This window comes from Biomaibacter sp. TOL, from assembly GCF_059717795.1.
This window is the reverse complement of the sequence record NZ_AP046092.1, coordinates 363,348-387,558: the sequence shown is the minus strand read 5'-3', so window position 1 is coordinate 387,558 and position 24,211 is coordinate 363,348. Positions and strand designations below refer to the sequence as shown.

The following is a 24,211-nucleotide window of genomic DNA, read 5'->3' as shown; positions in this document are numbered from 1 at the left end:
TCTATATATATAATGATATATAGTGGGAATGAACCTGAATGGTTGCAAATCCAATATTTAAAATAATTACAAGAATCAGGAGGAAAGATCATGAACAGTGAACTGGAAAAACGAATTCGGGAAGCGAGAGAAAAACGGGATACGGCTATAAGAATAAAGAAAAAATTGGATTCTGTTAAAAAAGATTTATCCCAATCAACGCAGAGAAAAATGGAATTAGCCGTGATTCTCGAGAAAGAAAGAAGAGATGTGGAAAATCTAAAACATTTGAGTCTTGCTAATGTTTTTGCCACCATCATGGGTAACAAAGATGAGAAACTTGACAAAGAACAGCAGGAGTATCTTGCGGCCAGGGTGGAATATGAAACATCTCAGAGAGTTGAACAAGAGCTTTTAAAGCAGTTAAAATCTCTGAGCTCTCAAATGGAATCACTGGAACACGCCGAGCAGGAGTATCAAATGCTCTTGAAAGAAAAAGAGGAAATATTGAAAAATAAGCAAAACCAGGCAGCGGGCGAACTGTTTCAGCTTTCCGAGGAAGAGGGGCGTCTTCAGGCCAGGGAAAAGGAACTCCTGGAAGCAAGAGAAGCTGCAGGTTATGTGCTTTCATCTCTGGGAAAGGTTTTGAACAGCCTGGATAGTGCCGCTGGTTGGGGAATATGGGATATGCTCGGCGGAGGCCTGATTTCCACTGCAATAAAACATTCAAAAATCGATGACGCCAGAGACGCCATAGCCGATGTCCAATACAATTTGCGACGCCTGCAAAGAGAATTGAAAGATGTCCAGATGGATACGGGTCTTGAAATAAACATAGATGGGTGTTTGACCTTTGCCGATTACTTCTTTGACGGGATCATAGTGGACTGGATGGTGCAATCCAATATCAATGAAGCACTGAACAGAGCCCGTGAAGTGAACGAAAGGGTAAAACGATTGAAGGATCGCCTGGAAGACGAGCTGAGTCAAAATGCCTCGGAAATGGCGCAATTGAGGCAAAGGAAAGAACAGCTGATAGAACAGACCATGATTTAAAAGAGGATTTTCGGATATTCTTTTCTCCAATAGCCGGAACATGGGGAGGCCTCGTAAATACACACCGCGAGTAGCCAAAGCCTTTTGTGCCTCTTTGGCAACGGTTTTGTGGTTTTGCCGCCGGCGGCTGTCACCGCATCTTCCGCAAATCGGGGCAATTCAACCAGAAACCTGCACGGGACGCGTCATGAGACCTGTGAGCAGGTTAACAAGATATCCCCTTTTACTCATTGTTTTTGGTCTGTTATATATCGTTCCTGACATAATGGTTCTCGTTTCTTCGAAATTTACCTGGTCTTCTTTAATATCTTCAATCATTCCTTTCCTCATATCCATTAGTCTTGTAATCGGAGGCATTCAAAGATATTTACGAATGAGAGACCGCAAGAAGAGTGAAAAATGAACGGAGGTTTTTAGAATGAATGTAAATTTTTTGAAGAAGAGCGGTATAATCATATTCGTGATTTCTATATTAATTATTAATACTTTTCCCGCTGCAGCTTTTGCAGATTCTATTCCCAATTATGACAACATCAAACTTCTTTTTACAGGGCCGTTTGCAGATCACGGCCCTTTTGGAGACGCTGCCCCTGTAATCATAAACGATGTCCCCAGGTTCATACTGACACCCCAAAAGGAAGGGCCGTTTATTCTGGGCGGCAGGGTATACCTTCCCATGCGCCTCGTATTTCAAATCCTCGGCTACAATGTAAACTGGCAAAAGGATAATCCCATCATCGAGATTTCGAAAAACGGTGAAAAAATAGAGGTAGACCGGGTCGGGAAAACGGTTCAAAAAGGAGAAAAAAAATAACGTCCGTGCCGATGCTTTTAATAAACAACCGGTATTACATAGCCCTGCGGGCCTTTTCCGAGGTGACGGGAGATGATATCCTCTGAGAAAGCGACACCCGGACCGTGATTTATAAGATTAAGGGTGCAAAAGGAGTGCTCCCTCCCGTGAGGATAATGGATATAAAATACGAGGAAGCCAGAGAATCTTACGCATATTTTGACAACGGTAAAATACATGAAGCTATCGTAGAGGGAAATAAGATTACCTATGCTCTTAAAAATACCTGCGGTGTTACCATCGAAAAATACAGCCTGATAAGGCTCTCCGACACGTGGAACCTTGGGGAAAACAAAAAGGCGTCTTTTCCCGGTGGCGGAAGTACGATTAGAGGATATGACGCTTATAAAAGAGAGTTGAAGCCGGGCGGCTTTACGGGTGAGCAGGAAATTTTTATTGCGTATGGCGACTACGAGATACTGATACTGGGTGTGGCCAGAAAGGACGAGTATGTAAATCAGGTGGACTCCATAGCTCTTCCGCCCGATACTGCAGGATGGGAATAAAGCTTGTGAAAGAGGAGGTTCCGGCATGTTTAAACTTTGGAATCATTCAGTCGGCAATGAAAAAAAGTTGGTTTACACCGCTACAGCGAACGGTCAATATTTAAAGATAATTGGAATATTAACTGAACAGGGTATTCCATACACCACAAGAAATAACAGCGTTCTTAGAAGCAGCGGCTTTCTGCAGGATCAATTTATTCAATATGAAATATTATGTAGACGAAAAAGATGCGGAGAGAGCAAAATCGGCTATTTTTTCATCGATCTAGTTTTAATATCGATCTAGTTTTAATATTGAGTGGTTTTCTTAAAATGTTATAATCGGTTACACGGAATAGGGGGTTTACGGATGAAACAGTCAAAAATAAAAATTAACTTGAAAGTCGTGTTAATGGTGTTATTAATCCTGTATTTTGGTTTCCGTGTTATCAGGTATGTACATTTTTCTCGGCCGCAGGAATTCGGAGAAATAGTTCCCCCGGACATAAACCTCTACAGGGGCTCTCTGATTGTTGAAAAAGCAGGCGATTCCAAATATGAGGGAGTAAGGCGGAGCAATGACATAAACAAAATATCCCAGCTCCTCAATTATTATAGGAAATTAAAGCTCCGCGAGACCTTATCGCGTGATTATGATAAAATGAATTATTACGACATATGCCTTCCGACGGAGCAAGGCCCGAACATCTCCGTGCGCTTTTTTAGGGACGGATATTTATCGGTGGAAAAGGGCGGAAAAATAAACTACTACAGGGTCCTGGATGGGAAAATCGACCTTGACTATATGGACCGCATGTTCGACTCCATGGAAAAGACAGGCACAACCGTGCAGCGAAAACTGGAGTTTCCCATGCCGCTGGAATTAACGGGCGTCCAGAGTATGGAGACGGATTTGAACGGTGACGGCATCCTCGAGCAAATATTTCTTTACTGTGACGAATACGCCGACCTTTTCAGATTGAGGATAAATAACTTATCGATAACCAGTTACGGCAGCCATATAGACAAAAAAATCGAGCTGGTGGATATCGATAAAAATGATACCGAAAAGGAAATCGCCATTCCGGAAAGCGGCCGCGATGGCAGGTGTGCCGTGTCCTTTTACCGGTACACCCCGGATAACATTATCTTTATCGGGAAAATTGAAGGTTCCCTCTACAATGGCGAAATAGTCATAAAGGGTGACGGGACGGTCCAGGGTAAAACCAAAGAAAAATATAAACTGCAGACTCATCATCTGTCAGGTGGCCTTCTTCTTGCTTCTGGCGCACCAGAAACAGAAAAAAACACTATGCCAAATGAAACACAAGTAAAATTAGCCTATCAACAAGCAGAAGAAGCGTATGGTTGGTTCGATATGACTACTATGCCAACAGATGATTCTGATTCAAAGGATTATAATGGAACAGCATATTACAGAGTTAAACATGAAACAATCAAAACTTATGCTGACCTAAAAAATCATCTGCAGAATTTATTTACTGATGATATTGTAAACCAACTACTTAGCCAATCAGACGCTTCTATGCATTACATGGATATTGATGGTGCTTTATATGCAATCCAAGCCGACCGAGGCACAGATATTAATAAAGGAGATGAAACACATCAGATTATCTATGAAAATGACAAGAAAATCATCTACCGTGTTGAGGTAGAAGTTATTGATCCGGATACACAAAAAGCTGTGGACAAAGAAACTCACGATTTTATATATGAAAATTTGAATGGCAAATGGGTTTTCAGTAAATTTTATTTAGTCAGATAGCCCCCGCCAAATGAGCATAATATGTGTCTGTTGTAAGTCGCATTATTTATACATACCCTCGAAGATGCTTTAGAGGACGGATTTGTGATAACAGCTCCGGCAAAAAACAGGGAGGAAGCTCTAAAGATTTCAACCGGGCTTATGCAGAAAAAACACAAGGTTAATTTTAAATAAGCGGCAGCGAACTGTTTTGAAGGCCCGGAATGAATTTTATGATATGAGCGCGCTTCATGTTTAGAAGAGAAACGATAAGAAGGTGAGTAAAACTGTGAAAAGACCAATTGCCATTTATATCGCCCTGTCATGGCTGGTAAGTGCCGGGGCCGGCATAATTGGATTCATGGTCACTATCGAAGCCCCGGTGGCTATGGGGCCATTTTGCGTTATTTCGGGTTTATGATCGATATCAAGTCCGCCGGGAGAAAAATTCCCGAGGCCGTGGTTTAGCAAGATATACCGGTCAGGGCCTGACACACTTCGCGTTGAATACCCTTATCACATCGGAGAATTCCATAAACACCCTGACGGCTATGAATATAGTGCCAACCAGGGCTTCTGGCATATTCGATCGGTGGTCGACATCAATAAAAAAACAGTAACCTCCTGGGAAGTAAAACAAGGTCCGGGAGGCTTAGAATTGACATACCCTCACCCTGTCAGGTCCGGCGACTTTCAAGCTATCTATGGGGACTTCAGGGAATCCATTCATATCACCGGGCCCGGTGCCGATGCCCGTATATGGTCCGCAGGCCGGGTAATCTGGTTCCAGAGTGTAAATCCGGACATTTTTTTGCAGCAGGTCAATGAAAGACAATATTTGCAGGTTTGGGACAGCTTCAAGGAGCAATTCATACGGTATGATATTCCGCCGGAGATAGATAAGATTAAAGATATATACTCAACGGACGCTATTTTCTCTGAAGAGAAAAAACTTTTTATCGCGGCCACTATGAAAAGTGACGGCAAGCTGTATTACTTTAAAGCAGACCTTGATGACTGCATCCTTGAAAGACAGCATGCCCTGGGCCGGTGGCGGCAGGAATTCACACATGAATGGAGCTTCAACGGCGATCTGGCATACAACTACCTTGCGGGCTGGACCGATGATGTGATTCTGGTGTACGGAGACGACGGCGGCCTCAGCGGATACCATTTCGATTCTTATTTATACTGTTTGGACAGAAAAACGGGCAGAAAGCTATGGTCGTATTATTTGAGCCATAAAGGAATGAGCTATTATTTCAGCAAAGATGGGAGATATATTTTTTTATCACAGCTTGCGGGTCCAAACGCAGCTTTGGCAAAAATAGAAGTCAATACGGGCCGCATAGTGTGGGAAAAACATTTCAACAATCAGATAAACATTGCTGGCTCAAATGGCATCGTGCTTGTGGCCCTGGACTATTTTTTTTATAAAATTTGATCAGGGCGACAAACAGACCATTGACTATCGTGTCCTTCGAGTTCTTAACGATGAGTATGCGGTAATAAACGACCTGAAATATCAAAAACCATCCGGATTCAGTTTGTATTCATTGGATAAGCATAAAGTGTTATGGAAAAAAGAGGCGCAGTTCAAATCTGCGGTGATAGAAGAAGACATACTGTATTATTACACGGATGATAAAGTCTCGGCTGTAGAATTAAGGACCGGCAAAGAGATATGGTCCGCTCCGTTTGTAACACAGAATGAGCAAAAAGGTTGGAAAAAAACCGGTCATCATTAAGGATAAACTGGTGATTGCCACATTTAGAGGCATATTTGCCTTTGATAAAAAATCCGGTGAATTTGTCTACAGGGTTTCAGATTTTTCGGTTGGCGAAGCAGAGGCAAGATTTTATGAAAATACTTTTGAAATGCTGACAAGGATAGGTGATGAACTGTATATAGGTTCTGATACAGGCTGCTTCAATAAATTGAAAATTGAGTGACAGATTAGCCTAAACCAGGAACTTTTTTATCGGGCTTTGCGTCTGATGTAATATGAAACGGAATTGTTGCACTTAAATTTGGCAGTTCATGTGCAATGATAAAAAAAGAAGGGAGACAATCATGATGAATTCTATGCCAAAATGTGTCAAGACTGGTATCATACCGAGAATTGAGGAATTTTACTTTATTATTACAAAGATTATTAAAAAAATATCTTTACCTGCTCTAGTGTGTACGGTAATGTTGTTTCAAGTATCGGCTGCAGCTGAACTCCGGGGCAGTTTCATACATTTTAAAGATGGGGTTCTGGAGACTGCTGTTCGGGAGAAATTAAAAACCACGGGGGAAATAACGGCAGAAGACATGGCCCGATTGACAGACTTGAAAATAGAGACGGGTGTGGTCCGGGACCTGACGGGGCTGGAATATGCATTGAGCCTGCAAAGCCTGATTATAAATAATACATCTATGATAAGAGATTTAAGCCCCCTCCGCGGTCTTAAAAACTTGCATACTTTGGTTCTGGGGGTGGGTGGAATAGTCGGCACACATCCCAATGAACTAAAAGAACTTCTCAAAAATCTACTTCCTGACGCAATTTTAGTAAACAATCCCTGCGGAATGATTCAAGATATTTCGCCCTTAAAAGACCTCACAAACATGAAAATCCTCAAATTGAACGGGAACCTTATCGAGGATATTTCTCCCCTGCGGGGAATGACAAACCTCCAGGAACTTTCTCTCTCCAATAATCTCATTAGTGACATATCGCCGGTTGAGGGCATGAAGAATCTCCAAAGGCTTGACCTCAGCGTAAATCGGATCAAGGACATTTCTCCCATTAAAGGTTTAACAAGGCTCAAATCCCTGACACTTCAGAACAACCAAATTGAAGATGTGTCCTCTATTGCAAATCTGACCGAATTGGAGGAACTCAATATCAATGACAACAACATAAAAGATGTCTCAAGTCTTTCGGGGCTCGGAAAATTAAATTATTTGGATCTTTCTCAAAATCAGATCCGGGATATATCTCCCATTTCAAATCTGCTGAGGTTAAGGGTCCTTCACCTTCGAAGCAATGAAATTAAAGATATTTCAACAGTTTCCCGCTTAAAAAATTTACAATACCTAAGTCTTGGTCAAAACTACATAGAAGACATATCACCTCTGGCAAAACTGACCGGAATAGTAAGCGTTGACTTGTTTAATAATAGGATTAAGGATATATCTCCTTTAATTAAAGCAGTGCCGGGACCGGGCGGTTCTGTGAATCTTTGGGAAAATCCCATTGATATTGATAAGTCGAAAAAATATTTAGATATACTTCAAAAAAGAGGTGTAAGCGTGGATTATGACAGGCAAGGTGAAACCTTTAAAGGCAGATCGACCAGGACTTCACCGGCCATTGTTATCAACGGGGCACAGGTAAGTTTGGACGTAGAACCGGTCACTGAAAAGGGCAGAATTTTAGTCCCCATAAGAGCCGTCTTTGAACGGCTGGGCGCCGAAGTAAAGTGGGATGGACAAACCAGGACGGTTACAGTAAAATAAGGATGAAAATACCGTCATACTTGAGTTAAATAAAAAATCGGCCATGAAAAATGATACTGAGATACCCCTGGATGTTCCGGCAAGGATGGTTAAAGGAAGAGTATTGATACCGGTAAGATTTGTTTCAGAGGCTCTGGGGGCTAAAGTGGACTGGAGGCCGGATGCCGGTATCGTGGACATAAAAGACATCTGTTTAGGAGTCTGGAACAAAGGGCCGGATGCTTTGACGTATGTAGGCCGGCAAGCCCCCTTTGATGTAGAATTATATCACCTTTCGTCGGGAGTTTGGCCGGAAAAGTTTGATGCCGGGCAGGATGTAATACTCAATTTAACACTGAGATATAACGCTGATTTAACCGATTCTCAGGGTAAGGAGCCCGAAACTCTCGATATAATAGAATATTCTCCTGTTATAACCATATATTCCGACAGGGATGTACCTGTGTGGGAAAAGGCCCTGCCCGCTTTAAAAGGGACCTTAAAACCGGGAGAATACTACAGCATTAAATTGGCGTGGAACCAGACCGATTTTTCAGGCAAACCCGTTCCGCCGGGAGGATACGGGGTTTTTCTTAAACCCGGATTAATCCATTATGCGGCTTCCGACGGAAACGATTACTTCCAGGTGGTGCATGATACAATAACAACTCAGACCGGTCTGACCATAGGCGGCATATGCCGATTTTATGTTGCCCTACACGGTAGCCCTTTTGCAGCAGCGAAGGTTAAAATTGTACCAGGGGGATTCTACGAGCGTCACATGGATACTACGGCTTACGGGTGGCAATTTTTCGTCGAGGGTTATCGTGAGCGTTAGATGATTAATATTTTTGTCCGTAGTAATAGGCAAAACCCATATTGAAGACAAGCTGAACGAGCAGGAGAACTGCCAGGGTCATGGATGCTTCTCTGAAGCCTGCCAGACCCGCCGCCAAGATACCAATACCTTCGATATAGAGCGTCACAGAATAAGTGGCTGAATTTGCTTTCGCCTTTAAAAAGAGTGTGCGCTCTTCATCTTTGGCAATTTCGACTTCCATCGCTCTTGCGGGGTTTTTAATCAATCGAAGGCAGGCAACAATACCCAGTATTCCGGTGGAGACAAGCCCGCCGGCTATCCCTGAAAGCACACCTTCTTTGAAACCGTCACTGAAATGAATAAAGATGGTGGCCAGCAATAAAATAATGCCGACAGCGGTTTGTATTAAAGCATAAATAAGCATCTTTTTAGCGTAATTCATAAATCATTCCTCCTCGAAAATAAATACTTGCTCAATCGACAATCCGAATATTTTGGCTATTTTATGGGCAAGGAGAATAGATGGATTGTATCGGCCGTTCTCAAGGGATATAATGGTCTGCCGTGTGACTTTGCAAAGTGACGCCAGCTCTTCCTGGGTCATGTGCTTTTCCCTGCGCAGCTCCTTAATACGGTTTTTCATATTTCACCTCCGGCCATGTTAAGCAAACTTTACATTTAAAGTATAGTTTACTTTACGTAATTTGTCAAGTGTATTTTACATAGCTGATTAAAAGAAATCGGGCACGAGGAATTTCTCTGTGCCCAATTCCCGGCTCTTAATTATTAATAGAAACTCATGGAATATAATAGAAAAACAGAGTACTTTTTTAAGACAGGCTTGGCTTAAGAATCAGTCTTTCATGGTATTTGCATATTCGTACGAAATAAGCTCTCTATCTTTTGTTTGTTTATAACCTTTCTACCATTGGAGAGCAGTTGGTTTTTGCAGCCTCTAAAGCATTGTCCAATAAGTTGCCAGCCAAGTGGGTGCCCCACCGTTTGCTTCAGTCAGCTGTGCCATCAACGGCAACCGCCATCGGCTTTTGCTAACGATATGGGTTAAGGCTGCCAAAAAGAACAGGTGTGGTAAAGTAAACAGTATTCGCAGCATGGGGTCGGAGATAACTTTGTTCTCAACCAGCTCTATCCCTTTCATATAAGGCAGTTTAATATCCAAGAAAGCCAGGGCCGGGCTTGGTTCTTTGTCTCATGCAACAGCCACCATAACTGGAATCATTGAGAATGTCACATTTTGTTATTTTGCTGTGTTTATATATATGGAAACCGGGCCCGGCGGAGGGGGTGTTCTTCTGGAGTTTAAAAAGATATTCATGGAATACTATGACAGGATCGAAAAGCAGCTTATATGCATGTTGCATGACCAGTATATGGCAGAGGACCTTGCGCAGGAAGTCTTTTTGAGGCTTTATGAATGCCCCCCGAAGAATGAGGAACATATAGGGGCATGGCTTTATAAGGTTGCGAAAAACCTGGCTTTAAATCATATAAGGAGTGAAAGAAACCGCATGTTGAGAGAGACCAGGGTGGGGGCTACGGATGCCCTTCCTGCATTTACGCCGTTTCAGCAGGACGATGCAATAGCCGTCCGCGAGGTTTTGCGCAGGATGCATGAAAGGGACAGGACCGTCCTGATAATGAAGCATTCGGGCTATTCCTACGCTGAGATAGCAAAAGTCATCAATGTTAAAAAGACTTCAGTAGGCACCCTTGTGGCCAGAGCCCAGAGAAGATTTAAAGAACTGTACGGGGAGGTGTGAAGCATGTGTTATGACGAGGGCATGATCCAGGCATATATTGATGGGGAGCTTTCCCCGAAAGAAATTCAAGAAGTTTGTAAGCACCTAGAAACGTGCGAAATATGCAGGGATAGGTTTGACGACCTGAAAAAAATTGATGCCTTTGTGAAGGGCAGGATTACCCTGAAGGAGATCTCAAATCCTCTCAACAGCGAGATGGCATGGGAGAGATTCAGGAGAAAGTTGGGTAAAAAATCTTATGAAAGACAGGGAGTGTTTTATTATATGATGAGGAAGTATAAAAAGCTGCTGGCAGGAACGGCTGCAGCAGTGCTGATTTCTTCAGCTATATGGGTGGCTCCGGTGAGGGATGCAGCAGCAGATTTTCTGAGCATTTTCAGGGTATCGCAATTCAAGACCGTAACCCTCACTTGCGACGATCTGGCAAATATACAGGATCAGCTGGAAGAAAAAGGCTTAAAGGACATAGATTTAAAACAGTACGGAAGGATAAAAATAGACGGAGGAGAAATGAAAAAAGAGTATCAAATTGATGATGACTCTTCTCTGGATAAGGCTTTAAAGTCAATTGAAGATGAAGTTGGTGTTAGCATATTGCCGCCGGAAGCTCCCAAAGGGTTTAAGCTTACAAATATACGTGTCTCAAATCCCGCGCGTATAGATGTAACCCCGGATGTTAAAAACCTCAATCAATTGATATCCACCTTCGGAGGGTCGACATTTTTCCCTGAAGCCCTGGATGGCAAGAAATTCACGATTTCAATAAACAATGACATCCTGTTGCTCTACGAAAGCTCATCAAAGCAGGAAGGCGTAACGCAGGATATAATCATACAGAAGACAAAGCTCCCCGACATTCATGTGCCCGATGGCGTTGACATGGATGCTGTAAGGCACGCGGTAATCTCCCTTCCGTTCATTCCGGAAAACCTGAGGAAACAACTGGCAGACATAAAAGACTGGAAAACAACGCTGCCGGTGCCTGTTGGAGAGGATACTGATGTCAAGGAAATTAATGTAAACGGCAACAGGGGCGTGTTCATGTCTGTGAAGCATATTAATTCTGTGAAGCATGTTGATTTTGCTGCAAATACCGTCATATGGTCCGACGGGGAATTCATGTACTGGTTAGCTTCTTCGCTGCCTGAAGACAAAGCACTTCAGATGGCAGAGTCTTTGAGGTGAAAAGATGGTTATAGAAACGTTCGACCTTACGAAGCAGTATAACGGCCGGGGCGGATGTACAGACATCCGCCTTGCGGTCGGTGAAGGGAAAGTCTTTGGTTTGCTGGGACCCAACGGCGCCGGTAAAAGCACCCTGGTAAAGACCCTGGTGGGGCTTTTGCAGCCCACTTCCGGCACCGCAAAAATTCTGGGCAGACCTCTGGGAGACACGGGAGTGAAAAGCCGCATAGGTTATCTGCCGGAAAACTTCAAGTACCACGACTGGATGTCTGGGCTGGAGGTCTTGAGATTCCATGCGGAGCTTTACAGGATGAAAAATCCCCAAAAAAGGATTTCCGAGCTCATCGACCTGGTGAAGCTCACCGACCATGAGAAAAAAAGGGTGTCTGGCTACAGCAAGGGCATGCAGCAGAGGTTGGGCCTGGCTGTGGCGCTTCTCCCTGACCCGGACCTTCTGTTTCTCGACGAGCCCACATCGGCACTGGACCCGGTGGGGAGAATAGAGGTGCGCGGGATTATTAAATCTTTGAAAGAAAAGGGTAAAACCGTGTTTTTAAACAGCCACCTGCTGAGCGAAGTGGAAATGGTGTGCGATGAGGTCGCCGTAATAAACCGGGGGAGGATCATTGCCCGGGGCGAACTTGCGGATATGCTGGAAGCGGGGACCCGAATGGAGGCCAGGATCTCGAACCCATCAGAAAATCTTTTGAACGCTCTAAAAGGGAAAACAGAACATCTGGAGCTCAAAGGCGATATGCTCATCTTCAAGGTAAAAGACCGGCGGGACGTGCCGGAAATCAACAAAATAATCGTGGAATCCGGGACTTTGCTGTATGAAATAAAGCCTGCAAACAATTCTCTTGAGAACTTTTTTGTAAAGCTGCTGGAGGAGGGCGGCAAACATGATGACGATAGCAAAATTCTCGTTTAAGGAAATGCTCAATAAAAAAGCCCTCGGCCTTGTAATTCTTCTTACCATAGTGTATCTCACTCTTTACGGCTTCGGCTTAAGAGAGGTTTACCGGCACGGTACTTCCAATGAGATATACAGGGCGGCACTTTCGTCACAGCTGATTTCCGTGGGGCTTTATTTTGCAAACTTCATTGTCGCGTTTCTGGTGGCTTTCTCGGCAGTGGGCGCCCTTTCGGGGGATGTGGAAAGCGGCGCCATGCAGGCTTTGCTGGTAAAGCCCATCCGGCGATGGGAAGTGGTGATTGGCAAGTTCCTGGGTATAGGAGCCATGATATCCCTTTACAGTGCCTTGTTTTTCACGGCCATTATCGCCTTAAATAAAATTCTGGGGGCTAAGATTATTATTCAAATTCCGAATTTAATACAGGGCATGTTGCTGTTCATACTGGGCCCCATTATCCTGCTTTCGGTGGCCCTGTGGGGCAGCTCCAGGCTTTCCACCCTCAACACCGGCATCCTAGTGGTGATGCTTTACGGATTTGCCATGGTGGGAGGTATGATGGAGCAGGTGGGTTCCATGATGGCCATGGCGGGACAAAAAATCCAGGGTCTCATAAATGTGGGTATCATATCCAGCCTCATCATGCCCACCGATGTGATTTTCCGCAAGATGAACTCCACCCTTTTCACCGGCGCAGGTATAAACTTTCTTTCGGGCGGTTTTTTCGGGGCCGGTTCCGAACCCAGCATCTGGATGATGGTGTATACAGCATGGTACATTATCGCAGCTTTATATATGTCGGCAAGGTATTTTGAAAAAAGGGACATATGAATAATTTAGACATAATCCCCGAAGGCCAGGCATAAGTAATTAAATGTAACATTAACCGGCGGAGGGGATTTTTAATGGAATATTTGGGCACAGATTTGAAAAAAGGCTTATCTAGCCGTGAGATACCTCTTAAAAAGAAACTGTTCGGAGAAAACCGGATTGAAGAAAAGCGCAGAATTTCTCCGTTGATGATTTTTATAAATCAATTTAATGACTTCATGACCATGACCCTCATAGGAGCCACCGTTATATCAGCCTATCTGGGCGAACTGGCGGATGCTGCTGCCATCACCGCCATTGTCGTCATTAACGGCTTTCTGGGTTTTATTCAGGAATACAGGACCGAAAAATCGCTTCAGGCTTTGAAAGAACTGGCAGCGCCTGTGGCAAAAGTACTGAGGGATGGGCAAATTAAGGTGATTCCGGCTAAAGATGTGGTTCCGGGAGACGTGGTACTGCTGGAAACCGGTGACAGGGTGCCGGCTGATGGCTTACTCATTGAAATACAGGGGCTTTCCATAGACGAGTCAATACTGACTGGGGAATCGCTGCCGGTGAAAAAGTCAATTGAACCCGGAGAAACCCCGGATATAAAAATTCACAGGGAAGATTTTGCCTTCATGGGCACCCTGGTCGTATCCGGCCGTGGCAGGATGATTGTGACCGAGACCGGCATGAGCACCGAGATGGGCAAAATAGCGGGCATGATGGAAGGGATAGAAGAAGAAGAGACGCCGCTGCAGAATCGCTTAAATGTCCTGGGCAAACAGCTAGTGATCGCCAGCCTTTTTATTTGCGCGATGGTGTCACTCCTTGGCATCATCCGTGGAGAAAAAACTTATGACATGTTCCTGTTTGGAGTAAGTCTGGCTGTAGCCGCCATTCCCGAAGGTCTTCCCGCCATTGTAACAGTTGTTTTAACCCTGGGAGTGCAGAGGATGATTAAGAAAAATGCGGTCGTAAGAAGGCTGCCGGCAGTTGAGACTCTAGGATGTGCCACCATTATCTGCAGTGATAAGACAGGCACTTTGACCGAAAACAAAATGAGCGTGCGAAAGATATTCATAAGCGGCGAAACCATAATGGTTGCTGGCACCGGTTACAGGCCTGAAGGCGATTTTATTTCATCTGACGGCAGACTTTTCAAAAAACCTGAAGGGGAACTAAGGCGGCTGCTGGAAATTGGTGCATCGTGCAACAATGCAGCAATTGAACAGCAAAAGGGCGGGCTGTTTAGGGGATTTTTAAACACCGGAGAACTGGTGACTTCCGGAGACCCCACTGAAATTGCCATACTTGTGGCGTGTTTGAAGGGCGGTGTTCAAAAAGAAAATGTAGATAGAAATTATAGAAGAATAAAGGAAATACCCTTTGATTCCGACAGAAAAAGAATGTCGGTAATTGTGAAAAACCGTAGAGGTGAAATCTATCTGTTCTTAAAAGGTGCGCCCGATGTCGTATTGTCCTTGTCAAACCGAATAGAAAAATACGGTCAGGTGTTACCGCTTGATAAAAAAACCGAAGAAGAAATTTTAAGAGTAAATGAGGATATGGGTAAGGAAGCCCTTCGCGTGCTGGCGTTTGCCTACAGGAAATTGAGTGTGCAGCAAATGGATGAACGAGACCCGGAGCATGACCTTGTTTTCGTGGGGCTTATGGGCATGCTCGACCCTCCAAGGCCCGAGGCTGCAAAAGCAGTGGAAAAATGTTTTTCAGCGGGCATCCGACCCGTCATGATAACCGGGGACCACAAAACCACTGCATGGGCTGTGGCAAGGGAATTGAAGATGATAGACATAGACAGTAAGATTCTGACAGGCCGGGAATTGGATGAAATGACTGAAGCAGAATTTGCAAACTGTGTGGAAGACGTGGCTGTCTATGCCCGCGTAACCCCACGTCACAAGCTTAAAATAGTAAGAGCCTTAAAAAAGAAAGGCCACGTTGTGGCCATGACCGGGGATGGCGTAAATGACGCTCCCGCTGTAAAAGAGGCCGATATCGGTATATCTATGGGTATGAGCGGGACGGATGTGACAAAAGAAGCATCCTCCATCATCCTGATGGATGATAATTTTGCCAGCATAGTGGCTGCGGTGGAAGAGGGCAGAATTATTTATGACAATATAAGAAAATTTATTAGGTATCTTTTGTCCTGCAACGCCGGCGAAGTATTGACCATGTTCTGGACATCAGCCCTGGGGCTGCCTCTGCCGCTTTTGCCTATTCAGATTCTATTGATGAATCTTGTAACCGATGGACTTCCGGCTATGGCTCTGGGGGTGGACCCTCCTGAAAAGGATGTAATGAATAGAAGACCCAGGCCAAAAGGGGAAAATATTTTTTCCGGCGGTTTTGTAAAAAGGATAATATACAGGGGCTTATTTATTAGCGTTGCGACGGTGGCGGCTTTTGTCCTGACTGGATATTACGGCGACGGAAACTTAACCCTGTCAAGGACTGCGGCTTTTGCTACCCTGGTACTTTCTCAATTGATATTTGTTTTCGAGTGCAGGACTGAAAAGCGCGGCATATGGGAATTCAATCCTTTTTCAAATATATCCTTGACTCTGGCTGTTTTGCTTTCGCTGATTATGCTTGTGGCGGCAATACATGTGCCTTTTTTACAGGATATTTTTCATACAATTCCTCTAGACAGAAACGTATGGATGCTCATAATATCGCTGGCAGGATTGAGTGCGCTGGCATAAACACTGCCTTATTTTAATTTATCAATATCAATATTGAAAAGCCTGTTTGTATGGGGAAGACTTTATTGATTTAACAGGCAGGAAATTTTAATATTTTGTGGAATAATTAATTATAGCACATGCCGGGGGGTTATAAATATGTTCAAAAATCTGGAATTTAGCATCAATCTTTATACCGAAGGTGAAAAATTTTTCGACATACTTAAAGCATTTATACGGGACTCAAAAAAGTCCCAGTGGCCCCATGAGAGAGAAAGAGCCATTTTCGCACAGGAACTGTTCAGAAAAGCCCTCGATACTTTTGAAGGAGGGATCAAAGCTGCTGAAAACAAAGCGGAAGAAGGATTTCATACCGAACAGGATTTGAAGCTCATTAAAGACATGAGAGCCAGATGCGATTACTGGAAGAAAAAATTTGAGGAGGTGGCAGTTGATTGATGAAAGCTGTTGTAGGGGATATAACCGGGGCTGCAGCCGACGTCATAGTCAATGCCGCCAACGGTATCGGCCCCATGGGCGGAGGGGTGGCCTATGCCATAAAAAAGGCTGGTGGCAAAATTATAGAAGACGAAGCTGTAAAAGTATGCAAAGAGCAAAACCCGCAGCCAGGGGATGTATATGTTACTACTGCCGGCAAGCTTAAAGCGAGGTATATTTTCCATGCGGTCACCATGAAATATCCCGCGGAGCCTTCCAGTGTTGAAATAGTAAAAAAATGCCTTATATCTATACTGGATAAAGCTCGGAACATGGGAGTAAAATCAATTGTGATTCCGGCACTGGCCACCGGCGTAGGTGGCGTTCCCAAAAAGGATGTGGCCCAGGTTTTCAAGGAAATTCTGGGGAAAATAGAGGATATCGATATTACGGTTATGGACATAAATCAGGATTTTATAGACATGTGCAATGCCGAAAAATAAAAGAGTCTTTATAAAAGCAGGAGCGCTCCTGCTTTTTTCTTATTTCTTGATTTTGCGATGATGGTTTTTGTATAATATATGAGTAAAGTTGTGCCACTGCATAAAATTTACTTTGCTTCTGACATCCGGCATCATACATAATGAAAAACAAACAGGGGGAAAAATAATTGGAACTCATCAAGCTTAGAGGTCATACTTATTATATCCCCGGAGCTACCAATGTGGGGGTTTACAGGTTCAAAAACGGCTTTTGCGCTCTTGTGGATACAGGCATTGAAAATACTGCTGGCAAACGGATTCTGGAGACGCTGGAGACGGCAAATTTGAAGGTGAAATATATTATAAATACACACGCCCATCCCGATCACTTTGGAGCAGATAACTTTATAAAGGAAAATCATACCGGCACGCTTATTGCAGCGTCGAAAAATGAAAAACTTTTTATGGAAAACAGTTCCATGGAAGGTATCGTGTTTTACGGAGCAAGTCCCATGCCTGGCCTTTCTGCAAAATTTGTGAAAGCCAAGGAAACTCGCGTAGACATGGAACTTTCGGAAGGGCCGGTGGAACTTTCTGACAGGAAATTTTCAATAGTGCCGTTAAAAGGTCACAGTATAGACCAGATAGGCGTTGTCACCGAGGATAATGTGATTTTTTGCGGGGATGCCTTTTTCAGCGAGGAGAAACTTTCAAAATATCCTTTTCCATTCCTTTTTGATATAAAGGAACAGTTTAAGACATTGGAGTTTTTGTTGGCTTCAAATTATGATTTTTACATCATTTCCCACAGTGATAAGCCCACTGATGACCCTAAGGCAGTGATTCAGAAAAATATCGACAACCTGAATGAAAACATAAACATGATTTTAGAATGCCTTGCTCAGCCTTTGACCAGGGAAGACCTGGCAGAAATGATAATAAAAAAGTATAACATTCCCATGAACGTTTCCCAGTACTTTATAACCATGACATCAGTGAGCGCATTCCTGACATATCTATTGGAACGACAGTCCATCCATATGGATATCATAGACGGAAAAATGTACTTTTATGTCTAGGCTAATAAAAAAATTTGCGATGCATATCTCAATTACGTTTATTTTAGGAGAGATAAAAAATGTTTTTGGAAAGAGACGATGTAAGAAATATTGCCATTATAGCCCATGTAGACCACGGCAAAACCACACTGGTGGACGGCATGCTGAAGCAGAGCGGTATTTTCCGCCAGAACCAGAGGATAGAAGAAAGGGTGCTGGATTCAAATGCACTTGAAAGGGAGCGGGGCATAACCATACTTGCAAAAAACACTGCCGTAACTTACAACGGCGTTAAAATTAATATAGTGGACACCCCGGGACATGCGGATTTCGGCGGAGAAGTGGAACGCGTATTGAAGATGGTGGACGGCGTCCTTCTTTTGGTGGATGCCTTCGAAGGCCCCATGCCGCAGACCCGCTTTGTGCTCAAAAAAGCTCTGGCTCTGGATTTGCCTGCAATAGTGGTTATAAATAAAATCGATAGGCCTGATGCCCGGATAAATCAGGTCCTGGACGAAGTGCTGGAGCTTTTTATTGAACTGGGAGCAAGCGATTCCCAGATAGATTTTCCGGTGGTTTATGCATCGGCAAAAGACGGTATAGCCAAGTCTTCGCTGGAAGAGTCTTCTGACAATTTAAAACCGCTATTTGATACCATCATAAGCCACATTCCCGCCCCTGCGGGGGATTCAGATGCGCCAGTTCAGACATTGATCACCACCCTGGACCATGATGACTATGTGGGCAGGATTGCCATAGGCAGGGTGTTTCAGGGGACTATTGTTTCAGGAAACGAATATGCCATATGCAAGAAAGATGGCAGCATCCAAAAGACTAAGGTAAGCAACCTTTATGAATTTATGGGGTTAAAGAGGCAGGAAATATCCCGTGCCACTGTAGGAGATATAGTGGCTGTAACAGGAATTCAGGATATAGACATAGGGGAGACCATAGCGGATCTGGAAAATCCCGTGCCTGTACCTTATGTAGATATTGATGAGCCGACTCTTTCCATGATATTCAGCGTGAACACCAGTCCGTTTGCCGGTCAGGAAGGCCAGTATGTCACATCAAGGCACTTGAGAGATCGGCTTTTCAGGGAAGCGAAGAGTAACGTTAGCCTCCGGGTAGAGGAAACCGAGAGCCCCGACAGCTTTAAGGTATCGGGCCGGGGGGAGCTACATCTGTCAGTGCTGATAGAAACCATGCGGCGGGAAGGATACGAATTCCAGGTATCCAGGCCCATGGTCATAATCAAGGAAATGAACGGCACGAAGATGGAGCCCATGGAATCAGTGGTCATAGACATACCGGAAGAATACATGGGCATCGTCATGGATAAGATGGGCGCCCGCCGTGGGATGCTTACAAATATGGAAAATATGGGCAACGGCACATTGAGGCTGGAATTCGAGATTCCTACCCGAGGGCTCCTGGGATACCGCTCGGAATTTATGACGGACACCAAGGGAGAAGGAATTTTGAACTCCGTTTTTGCCGGGTACATCCCATTCAAGGGTGAAATTCCCACGCGGAACCGGGGGGCTCTGGTGGCTTTTGAAAGCGGTGAATCCAACACTTACGGTCTTTACAACGCTCAGGACCGTGGAACCCTGTTTATCGGACCGGGAGTAAGAGTGTATGAAGGAATGATAGTAGGCGAAAATTCCCGGCCGGGGGATTTGGATATAAATGTATGCAAGAAAAAACATGTAACAAACCTGCGCTCATCCACCGCAGACGAAGCCTTGAGGCTTACTCCGCCGAAGGAAATGACCCTGGAAAAATGCCTGGAGTTTATAGAAGACGATGAACTGGTGGAAGTGACCCCCAAAAACATCCGTATGCGCAAAGCTATACTTTCCAGGCAGGACAGGGCCCGGAGCAGGGCAAGGGGAGTGTAGGAAAAGTTTATGGTATTTCGAAGAAAGTCCTCATAATAATGAGGGCTTTTTTAGTTACAATTATTGCCATATTGATATTCAGTGCTATTTGGCTGTTTTCCTATTATTATGTTACCTACGATGAATTCTATAAAATAGCTTTACAAATAAAAAAAGAATTTAATCCCAAAGGGTTTGATATTTTAACCAAAGATCAAGCTCATGTGTATTCCGACATTACTGTTTATCCTAATCCCAAATGGAGTTCTGCAAAACAAAGATTTAATGCTTATAATGATAACGCTATACAACCGAAGCAAATAACCTGTTATTATCGTCCCCAAAATATTGATGGCGTCATTTCTAAAATTATGTTGGTTTATTACCCGTATTCATTTAAAAAAGACTATATTATAGTAGATTATTATGACCATTTAAAAGAGGGAGCCGTAAAGCCAGATTATCAGGACATGTTGGTTACTCCTTATTACCAGGTAGGATTTAGTGAAAACGGTTATTATATTTTTGTAACATCATCATTCACAGAGGAATATCTAAAAAATAAAGTAATCCCCAATACTGAAAAGAAAAGAGCAGCGGAAGAAAATGCAAATCTGGTTCGCCAATTACAGGAATTCTTGATCACGAAATTACAGAAATAAATCTGCCTGAGAAAATACAGAAAATTTCAGCCGGCTATGACTATGCCATGGCTTTGAGCGATTCCGGAAATGTATACGTATGGGGCAATAATAAAAGCGGTCAATTGGGCCTGCCGGCGTCGTATATTGATTATAACGAGGCGAAAAAATGTCCCCAACCTCTTTAGGTGGCGGGCAGCGATTTGTTTTTCAGGCGGCGGGTTCTAATCCCCCGCCTCGTTGCAGCGGGTGTTGAAACTGCTCCGCAGTTTTTTCCAATGCTTAAATAGATAAAGTTAAACATCGACCGAAAAAGTTTAAAAATTGACAGTTAAAGTTCAAAAATATGCAGATAAGGGTGTTTAATCCAAAAATGAGTAAAATTGGTTGTATAATATAATTGATATTTCATTCATTTGAAGAAAACCGAATTGAAAACCGGAGGTATTTATGAAGAGCTTTATAAGGAAAAGCTTTATAAGAGTAGTTTGTTGCCTTTTGCTAGTCAATTTAACTGCTTGTTCGAATCCTGAAACCAGGCTATCCAGCCAGCAAGTTGCTGTTGGCGATGGTTTCAGTTTGCGTCTTTCACAGGATGGAACTCTTTATGCATTCGGCGGTGCAGCAGGGGATCAAGAGACTGAAATTATGCCCGGCAAAAAATTTAAAAAGTTAGACGCGAATCGCAGTTGCGCTGCAGTCATAGACGAAGAAGGCAATCTATATCTTTTAGGAAATATTGCTTTTTCACGTGAAAATGCCACAGAGGCAGGCAACGGCTACTTGACATCGCCGGCAAAACAACCGTTGGAAGAACCGGTACAGGATGTATCTGTAGGAGTGCAACATATAATTGCTGTAACCGAATCGGGGAAGCTTTACGCCTGGGGAAACAACGAATACAGTCAGCTTGGAGGAGTGGAAGATGCCAGCAGCAACAGTGTCCTGACACAGCCGAAACAGATAACCTGTGCCGGCAATGTATATTTTAAAAAAGCAACCGGCGGGCAATTATCATCTCTGGCAATCACCCGGGATGGAACGATCTACGAGTGGGGAAATTTTGATGTTCCCATAACGGGAGATATATTAGACCGGACGACGGTGATAGGGTATCCAAAAATAATTCCATCGTTGAGTAAAATCGCAGATGCAGACAGCGGATTTTTCTTTGATTTATTGCTTACCGAGGATGGCAAGGTCTTGGGGCGGGGCCATAATGAGTACGGGCAAAGCCAACCCGGCGGTGGGATATATATTGACCGGTTTACAGAAATAAATCTGCCCGAGAAAATACAGAAAATTTCAGCAGGATATGATTATGCCCTTGCTTTGAGTGACTCCGGAAATGTATATGTATGGGGCAATAATAAAAGCGGTCAATTGGGCCTGCCGGCGTCGGATATTGTACCGCCGACCAAGCTTGCGCTGAATGAGAAAATTGTTGCACTTTCGGCCGGCAGCAATCATAGTCTATTCCTCACCGAAAACGGTAAAAAATACGTAACCGGCGACAACACCTCCCATACCTTCGGTCCTTTAGATAAAGGGAACACGAATATGGAGAGCCTATATGTGACGAATTCCATGCCGCCTGAAAAGCCTGAGTTCTTTATACAGCTAAGTTCGGGATATTCTATGAGCGCAGCCATTGATGACAAAAAAAGAGCATACGTGTGGGGAAGTTCTTGGAATGGCTGCCTTGGACGTAAAAGCGTAACCGATATAGCAGAACCCACAGCCCTAGAGTTTTTTGATCAAAATTGCGCCCAAATCGACACGACCTTTGGAGTTACCACCATCCTTTTGGATAACGGGGACATCTATAACTGCGGCAATAATCAGAATTACCGGCTGGGCCTGGGACATTCACTGAACATGTGGGAACCCGCAAAAGTCGAATTGCCAAGCCCCGTATTTAGATTCTATGCCGGAACTAGTGCTACCATCGCACAAACAGTAGATGGAAAATGGTTTGCATGGGGAGATAACGAATTTGGCAGCCTCTTGACGGGAGACCAAGCGATATATTCCAAGCCGGTAAAAATAGACTTACCCTTTTCGGTGGAATCTATTTCCAGCCATACAACCCATAGTTTATTGCTCGATACAAACGGCATCGTATATCAGTGGGGAAGCCCTACTGACACGGAAAATCTAAAATTGGCCTTTCAAAAAGTTGACATACCTGAAAAAATAACCGGTATCGCCACATCTTCTAGCGGCTGCTTTGCTTTGTCCGAAGATAGGAATGTATATGCATGGGGCGATAATAGGAACGGAGCTCTCGGTCTGGCACAAAAGAAATTATACACCACGCCTTCAATGATACCGCTTAAAGCAAAAATTGCTGAAATAGCCGTATCTCCTGTCTTTGGAGTAGTGATGGCGCTCAGTACCACGGGGGAGGTTTACACCTGGGGCTATGATGTGCTTCGCAAAGGAACGGACGAAATCTTAACCAAACCCACTTTGGTCTCTCTGCCCGAGAAGATTTCAAGGGTTGTTGCCGGCGATGTTACGGCATATGCAATTTCACAATCCGGAAATGTTTATACTTGGGGAGGCGTAATTAACAATACCCAGGGGCATCCCCAAAGAACGCCGATTTTAATGCCCTTTAAATGTGCGCTGGAAAGACCTTATTTCTATGGATGGGACGAGGAAGAAATGCGGTATATACTATATTTCGAAGCTTAAGCGGAGGGAGGATAACATCCCTTCGCTTTAGCTTTCGGCTATTGTCTTTACCTGTTCAATGCCCTATCCATTTTTTTTGTAAATTCGTTAAAAAAAATGGAACCTTTTTGCCACTTTTTCCGTCTATATTTGTGGAAAAGAATTTGCCTGAATTTGGTAGTATATACCACCAAATTCGGGGAGGAAGGAGATATAGGCGGAAAATGAGCAATGCAGACATAGTATGTTTTGATCTTAAAGATGCAAATGAGACTGTTTTCCTTGATCCAAACGAAATTGTAATGGTCTGCTGTCTAAAAAATAAATTAGCCGAAATATATACAAAAACCGGGGAAACTTATACTATTAAAAATACTTTAAAGGAGATCGAAAGCAAGTTGAAGGGTTGCAAATCCGCATATTTTTCAAGACTTAACACAACCATAGACCCATAATCGTTTTTTGTCAAATATACAGGTTGTCCCTCCCTGACAACAATATCTTCAATATCCGGAAACTTATTCCTTAAATCAGAAACAGGTCTGATTTGAATTTATATATCCTCGGAAAAGACATTTTAAATTATTGAGTTACGGAAATAATAATCGTGAAAGTAAAATTTCAGGAGGGATATGCTATGGCCAAAAGAAGACTGCCGAGGGAAAGGGTTGAAAAAAATAGACTCATCCCCCAAATGCAGAAGATGAGATTCAAAGGGGACCTGGTGGACGATGAGCGGCCGGAAAACTATGAGCTATCCGAAGAATTTGCAAGAAAAAATCCTCTCAAAACTCCTCCCAACAATCTCACAAACAAAGACAAAGAAACGGAAGAAAAGGCCTGATCATGCAAAGGCAGGGATTTTTATGCTCAATTCCATTCGAGAGACTCGCACCGTAAAAGAAAGCCTGCATAATATCATGCTGGAAATCGCTGAAGAAACATACACCACTTTCTATGGCAATATCAGCGAAGACAATGCCATGGATATATTAAAACAATATCTCAATTACCATCAGGATGACGGCGTGCCGCAGGATGTAAAGATAAAGCATAACCGGAATACCCACACCGTAAACATATATGCCAACCTTCATTATCTGGACAATGAAAAGAGCTCCCCCAGGTATTATGCTGATGACGTAATCGACGGGCAATAGAGAAAGAAGTGACGGTCCATG

The 24,211-nt window shown here is 43.7% G+C and carries 28 protein-coding genes and 2 pseudogenes; 26 read left to right on the top strand and 4 right to left on the bottom strand.

Going from position 1 to position 24,211, the window contains the following annotated elements:
- Positions 1 to 90 precede the first annotated feature (90 nt).
- Complete coding sequence (locus AC6I1H_RS02065; protein ID WP_497739383.1) at positions 91 to 1,035, top strand: hypothetical protein; 945 nt, start codon at positions 91 to 93, stop codon at positions 1,033 to 1,035.
- Positions 1,036 to 1,194: 159 nt separating this feature from the next.
- On the opposite strand, the gene AC6I1H_RS02060 is transcribed toward AC6I1H_RS02065, so the two are convergent.
- The gene (locus tag AC6I1H_RS02060) at positions 1,195 to 1,353 is read right to left on the bottom strand and encodes a hypothetical protein (protein ID WP_497739382.1); all 159 of its coding nucleotides are present in this window, start codon (positions 1,351 to 1,353) and stop codon (positions 1,195 to 1,197) included.
- A 100-nt stretch (positions 1,354 to 1,453) separates the two neighbouring features.
- On the opposite strand from AC6I1H_RS02060, the gene AC6I1H_RS02055 reads away from it, so the two are divergent.
- The 10 genes and pseudogenes from AC6I1H_RS02055 to AC6I1H_RS02010 form a co-directional block, all read left to right on the top strand.
- The gene (locus AC6I1H_RS02055; RefSeq protein WP_497739381.1) at positions 1,454 to 1,849 is read left to right on the top strand and encodes a stalk domain-containing protein; all 396 of its coding nucleotides are present in this window, start codon (positions 1,454 to 1,456) and stop codon (positions 1,847 to 1,849) included.
- Positions 1,850 to 1,995: 146 nt separating this feature from the next.
- Positions 1,996 to 2,394, top strand: a complete 399-nt coding sequence (locus AC6I1H_RS02050) for a hypothetical protein (protein WP_497739380.1) — start codon at positions 1,996 to 1,998, stop codon at positions 2,392 to 2,394.
- Between the two features lie 25 nt (positions 2,395 to 2,419).
- Positions 2,420 to 2,680, top strand: a complete 261-nt coding sequence (locus AC6I1H_RS02045; protein ID WP_497739379.1) for a hypothetical protein — start codon at positions 2,420 to 2,422, stop codon at positions 2,678 to 2,680.
- A gap of 63 nt (positions 2,681 to 2,743) precedes the next feature.
- Entirely contained in the window at positions 2,744 to 4,162 is a 1,419-nt protein-coding gene (locus AC6I1H_RS02040; RefSeq protein ID WP_497739378.1) for a DL-endopeptidase inhibitor IseA family protein, read from the top strand.
- Positions 4,163 to 4,430: 268 nt separating this feature from the next.
- Entirely contained in the window at positions 4,431 to 4,562 is a 132-nt protein-coding gene (locus AC6I1H_RS02035) for a hypothetical protein (RefSeq protein WP_497739377.1), read from the top strand.
- Between the two features lie 237 nt (positions 4,563 to 4,799).
- Positions 4,800 to 5,585, top strand: coding sequence for a hypothetical protein (locus tag AC6I1H_RS02030; protein WP_497739376.1), 786 nt, complete (start codon positions 4,800 to 4,802; stop codon positions 5,583 to 5,585).
- Between the two features lie 127 nt (positions 5,586 to 5,712).
- Positions 5,713 to 5,889, top strand: coding sequence for a hypothetical protein (locus AC6I1H_RS02025; protein WP_497739375.1), 177 nt, complete (start codon positions 5,713 to 5,715; stop codon positions 5,887 to 5,889).
- Entirely contained in the window at positions 5,852 to 6,094 is a 243-nt protein-coding gene (locus AC6I1H_RS02020) for a hypothetical protein (protein WP_497739374.1), read from the top strand. Before AC6I1H_RS02025 ends, AC6I1H_RS02020 begins: the two co-directional genes overlap by 38 nt.
- A gap of 121 nt (positions 6,095 to 6,215) precedes the next feature.
- Positions 6,216 to 7,649, top strand: a complete 1,434-nt coding sequence (locus tag AC6I1H_RS02015) for a leucine-rich repeat domain-containing protein (protein WP_497739373.1) — start codon at positions 6,216 to 6,218, stop codon at positions 7,647 to 7,649.
- Positions 7,650 to 7,659: 10 nt separating this feature from the next.
- A pseudogene (locus tag AC6I1H_RS02010) lies at positions 7,660 to 8,466 on the top strand (copper amine oxidase N-terminal domain-containing protein); the annotation flags it as partial.
- A 4-nt stretch (positions 8,467 to 8,470) separates the two neighbouring features.
- Here AC6I1H_RS02010 and AC6I1H_RS02005 read toward each other — a convergent pair.
- Together AC6I1H_RS02005 and AC6I1H_RS02000 are read right to left on the bottom strand one after the other, a co-directional pair.
- A complete protein-coding gene (locus AC6I1H_RS02005) occupies positions 8,471 to 8,890 on the bottom strand; it encodes a hypothetical protein (RefSeq protein WP_497739372.1) in 420 nt (139 codons plus the stop codon).
- Between the two features lie 3 nt (positions 8,891 to 8,893).
- Complete coding sequence (locus AC6I1H_RS02000; RefSeq protein ID WP_497739371.1) at positions 8,894 to 9,091, bottom strand: helix-turn-helix transcriptional regulator; 198 nt, start codon at positions 9,089 to 9,091, stop codon at positions 8,894 to 8,896.
- A 562-nt stretch (positions 9,092 to 9,653) separates the two neighbouring features.
- Between AC6I1H_RS02000 and AC6I1H_RS01995 the strand changes: the two genes are divergently transcribed.
- The 13 genes from AC6I1H_RS01995 (at position 9,654) to AC6I1H_RS01935 (ending at position 23,485) form a co-directional block, all read left to right on the top strand.
- Positions 9,654 to 10,229, top strand: coding sequence for an RNA polymerase sigma factor SigX (locus AC6I1H_RS01995; protein WP_497739370.1), 576 nt, complete (start codon positions 9,654 to 9,656; stop codon positions 10,227 to 10,229).
- Positions 10,230 to 10,232: 3 nt separating this feature from the next.
- On the top strand, positions 10,233 to 11,414 hold the full coding sequence (locus AC6I1H_RS01990) for a zf-HC2 domain-containing protein (RefSeq protein ID WP_497739369.1): 1,182 nt from the start codon (positions 10,233 to 10,235) through the stop codon (positions 11,412 to 11,414).
- Between the two features lie 4 nt (positions 11,415 to 11,418).
- Positions 11,419 to 12,345 carry an ABC transporter ATP-binding protein gene (locus AC6I1H_RS01985; protein WP_497739368.1) on the top strand — a complete coding sequence of 309 codons (927 nt, stop codon included), beginning with the start codon at positions 11,419 to 11,421 and terminating at the stop codon, positions 12,343 to 12,345.
- On the top strand, positions 12,317 to 13,159 hold the full coding sequence (locus AC6I1H_RS01980) for an ABC transporter permease (protein ID WP_497739367.1): 843 nt from the start codon (positions 12,317 to 12,319) through the stop codon (positions 13,157 to 13,159). Before AC6I1H_RS01985 ends, AC6I1H_RS01980 begins: the two co-directional genes overlap by 29 nt.
- Positions 13,160 to 13,233: 74 nt before the next feature.
- Complete coding sequence (locus tag AC6I1H_RS01975; RefSeq protein WP_497739366.1) at positions 13,234 to 15,870, top strand: cation-translocating P-type ATPase; 2,637 nt, start codon at positions 13,234 to 13,236, stop codon at positions 15,868 to 15,870.
- Positions 15,871 to 16,008: 138 nt separating this feature from the next.
- Positions 16,009 to 16,308, top strand: a complete 300-nt coding sequence (locus AC6I1H_RS01970) for a hypothetical protein (RefSeq protein WP_497739365.1) — start codon at positions 16,009 to 16,011, stop codon at positions 16,306 to 16,308.
- On the top strand, positions 16,305 to 16,790 hold the full coding sequence (locus tag AC6I1H_RS01965) for a macro domain-containing protein (protein ID WP_497739364.1): 486 nt from the start codon (positions 16,305 to 16,307) through the stop codon (positions 16,788 to 16,790). Before AC6I1H_RS01970 ends, AC6I1H_RS01965 begins: the two co-directional genes overlap by 4 nt.
- Before the next feature lie 167 nt (positions 16,791 to 16,957).
- Positions 16,958 to 17,848, top strand: a complete 891-nt coding sequence (locus AC6I1H_RS01960; protein WP_497739363.1) for an MBL fold metallo-hydrolase — start codon at positions 16,958 to 16,960, stop codon at positions 17,846 to 17,848.
- A 59-nt stretch (positions 17,849 to 17,907) separates the two neighbouring features.
- Entirely contained in the window at positions 17,908 to 19,731 is a 1,824-nt protein-coding gene (gene typA / locus AC6I1H_RS01955; RefSeq protein WP_497739362.1) for a translational GTPase TypA, read from the top strand.
- A 38-nt stretch (positions 19,732 to 19,769) separates the two neighbouring features.
- Positions 19,770 to 20,372, top strand: a complete 603-nt coding sequence (locus AC6I1H_RS01950; protein ID WP_497739361.1) for a hypothetical protein — start codon at positions 19,770 to 19,772, stop codon at positions 20,370 to 20,372.
- Positions 20,336 to 20,539, top strand: a complete 204-nt coding sequence (locus AC6I1H_RS01945) for an RCC1-like domain-containing protein (protein ID WP_497740683.1) — start codon at positions 20,336 to 20,338, stop codon at positions 20,537 to 20,539. Before AC6I1H_RS01950 ends, AC6I1H_RS01945 begins: the two co-directional genes overlap by 37 nt.
- 262 nt (positions 20,540 to 20,801) lie before the next feature.
- Entirely contained in the window at positions 20,802 to 23,051 is a 2,250-nt protein-coding gene (locus AC6I1H_RS01940) for an RCC1 domain-containing protein (protein ID WP_497739360.1), read from the top strand.
- Positions 23,052 to 23,254: 203 nt separating this feature from the next.
- Complete coding sequence (locus AC6I1H_RS01935) at positions 23,255 to 23,485, top strand: hypothetical protein (protein ID WP_497739359.1); 231 nt, start codon at positions 23,255 to 23,257, stop codon at positions 23,483 to 23,485.
- Here the strand turns inward: AC6I1H_RS01935 and AC6I1H_RS01930 are convergent.
- Positions 23,440 to 23,583, bottom strand: a pseudogene (locus tag AC6I1H_RS01930) (type II toxin-antitoxin system Phd/YefM family antitoxin); the annotation flags it as partial. The gene AC6I1H_RS01935 and the pseudogene AC6I1H_RS01930 sit on opposite strands and share 46 nt — an antisense overlap.
- A gap of 84 nt (positions 23,584 to 23,667) precedes the next feature.
- Here AC6I1H_RS01930 and AC6I1H_RS01925 point away from each other — a divergent pair.
- The gene (locus tag AC6I1H_RS01925) at positions 23,668 to 23,874 is read left to right on the top strand and encodes a hypothetical protein (RefSeq protein WP_497739358.1); all 207 of its coding nucleotides are present in this window, start codon (positions 23,668 to 23,670) and stop codon (positions 23,872 to 23,874) included.
- 22 nt (positions 23,875 to 23,896) lie between these two features.
- Positions 23,897 to 24,190 carry a hypothetical protein gene (locus tag AC6I1H_RS01920; protein WP_497739357.1) on the top strand — a complete coding sequence of 98 codons (294 nt, stop codon included), beginning with the start codon at positions 23,897 to 23,899 and terminating at the stop codon, positions 24,188 to 24,190.
- Positions 24,191 to 24,211: the final 21 nt, after the last annotated feature.

What these genes read in the sequence shown, in the direction of transcription:
- AC6I1H_RS02015 (WP_497739373.1), top strand. Translation starts at nt 6,216, where the DNA reads ATGATGAATTCTATGCCAAAATGTGTCAAGACTGGTATCATACCGAGA.
- AC6I1H_RS02020 (WP_497739374.1), top strand. Translation starts at nt 5,852, where the DNA reads ATGAGCAAAAAGGTTGGAAAAAAACCGGTCATCATTAAGGATAAACTG.
- AC6I1H_RS01940 (WP_497739360.1), top strand. Translation starts at nt 20,802, where the DNA reads ATGAAGAGCTTTATAAGGAAAAGCTTTATAAGAGTAGTTTGTTGCCTT.
- AC6I1H_RS01950 (WP_497739361.1), top strand. Translation starts at nt 19,770, where the DNA reads ATGAGGGCTTTTTTAGTTACAATTATTGCCATATTGATATTCAGTGCT.
- AC6I1H_RS01920 (WP_497739357.1), top strand. Translation starts at nt 23,897, where the DNA reads ATGCTCAATTCCATTCGAGAGACTCGCACCGTAAAAGAAAGCCTGCAT.
- AC6I1H_RS01970 (WP_497739365.1), top strand. Translation starts at nt 16,009, where the DNA reads ATGTTCAAAAATCTGGAATTTAGCATCAATCTTTATACCGAAGGTGAA.
- AC6I1H_RS01985 (WP_497739368.1), top strand. Translation starts at nt 11,419, where the DNA reads ATGGTTATAGAAACGTTCGACCTTACGAAGCAGTATAACGGCCGGGGC.
- AC6I1H_RS01980 (WP_497739367.1), top strand. Translation starts at nt 12,317, where the DNA reads ATGATGACGATAGCAAAATTCTCGTTTAAGGAAATGCTCAATAAAAAA.
- AC6I1H_RS02000 (WP_497739371.1), bottom strand. Translation starts at nt 9,091, where the DNA reads ATGAAAAACCGTATTAAGGAGCTGCGCAGGGAAAAGCACATGACCCAG.
- AC6I1H_RS01935 (WP_497739359.1), top strand. Translation starts at nt 23,255, where the DNA reads ATGAGCAATGCAGACATAGTATGTTTTGATCTTAAAGATGCAAATGAG.
- AC6I1H_RS01990 (WP_497739369.1), top strand. Translation starts at nt 10,233, where the DNA reads ATGTGTTATGACGAGGGCATGATCCAGGCATATATTGATGGGGAGCTT.
- AC6I1H_RS02055 (WP_497739381.1), top strand. Translation starts at nt 1,454, where the DNA reads ATGAATGTAAATTTTTTGAAGAAGAGCGGTATAATCATATTCGTGATT.
- AC6I1H_RS02005 (WP_497739372.1), bottom strand. Translation starts at nt 8,890, where the DNA reads ATGAATTACGCTAAAAAGATGCTTATTTATGCTTTAATACAAACCGCT.
- AC6I1H_RS01975 (WP_497739366.1), top strand. Translation starts at nt 13,234, where the DNA reads ATGGAATATTTGGGCACAGATTTGAAAAAAGGCTTATCTAGCCGTGAG.
- AC6I1H_RS02065 (WP_497739383.1), top strand. Translation starts at nt 91, where the DNA reads ATGAACAGTGAACTGGAAAAACGAATTCGGGAAGCGAGAGAAAAACGG.
- AC6I1H_RS02040 (WP_497739378.1), top strand. Translation starts at nt 2,744, where the DNA reads ATGAAACAGTCAAAAATAAAAATTAACTTGAAAGTCGTGTTAATGGTG.
- AC6I1H_RS02060 (WP_497739382.1), bottom strand. Translation starts at nt 1,353, where the DNA reads ATGATTGAAGATATTAAAGAAGACCAGGTAAATTTCGAAGAAACGAGA.
- AC6I1H_RS02045 (WP_497739379.1), top strand. Translation starts at nt 2,420, where the DNA reads ATGTTTAAACTTTGGAATCATTCAGTCGGCAATGAAAAAAAGTTGGTT.
- AC6I1H_RS01925 (WP_497739358.1), top strand. Translation starts at nt 23,668, where the DNA reads ATGGCCAAAAGAAGACTGCCGAGGGAAAGGGTTGAAAAAAATAGACTC.
- typA (WP_497739362.1), top strand. Translation starts at nt 17,908, where the DNA reads ATGTTTTTGGAAAGAGACGATGTAAGAAATATTGCCATTATAGCCCAT.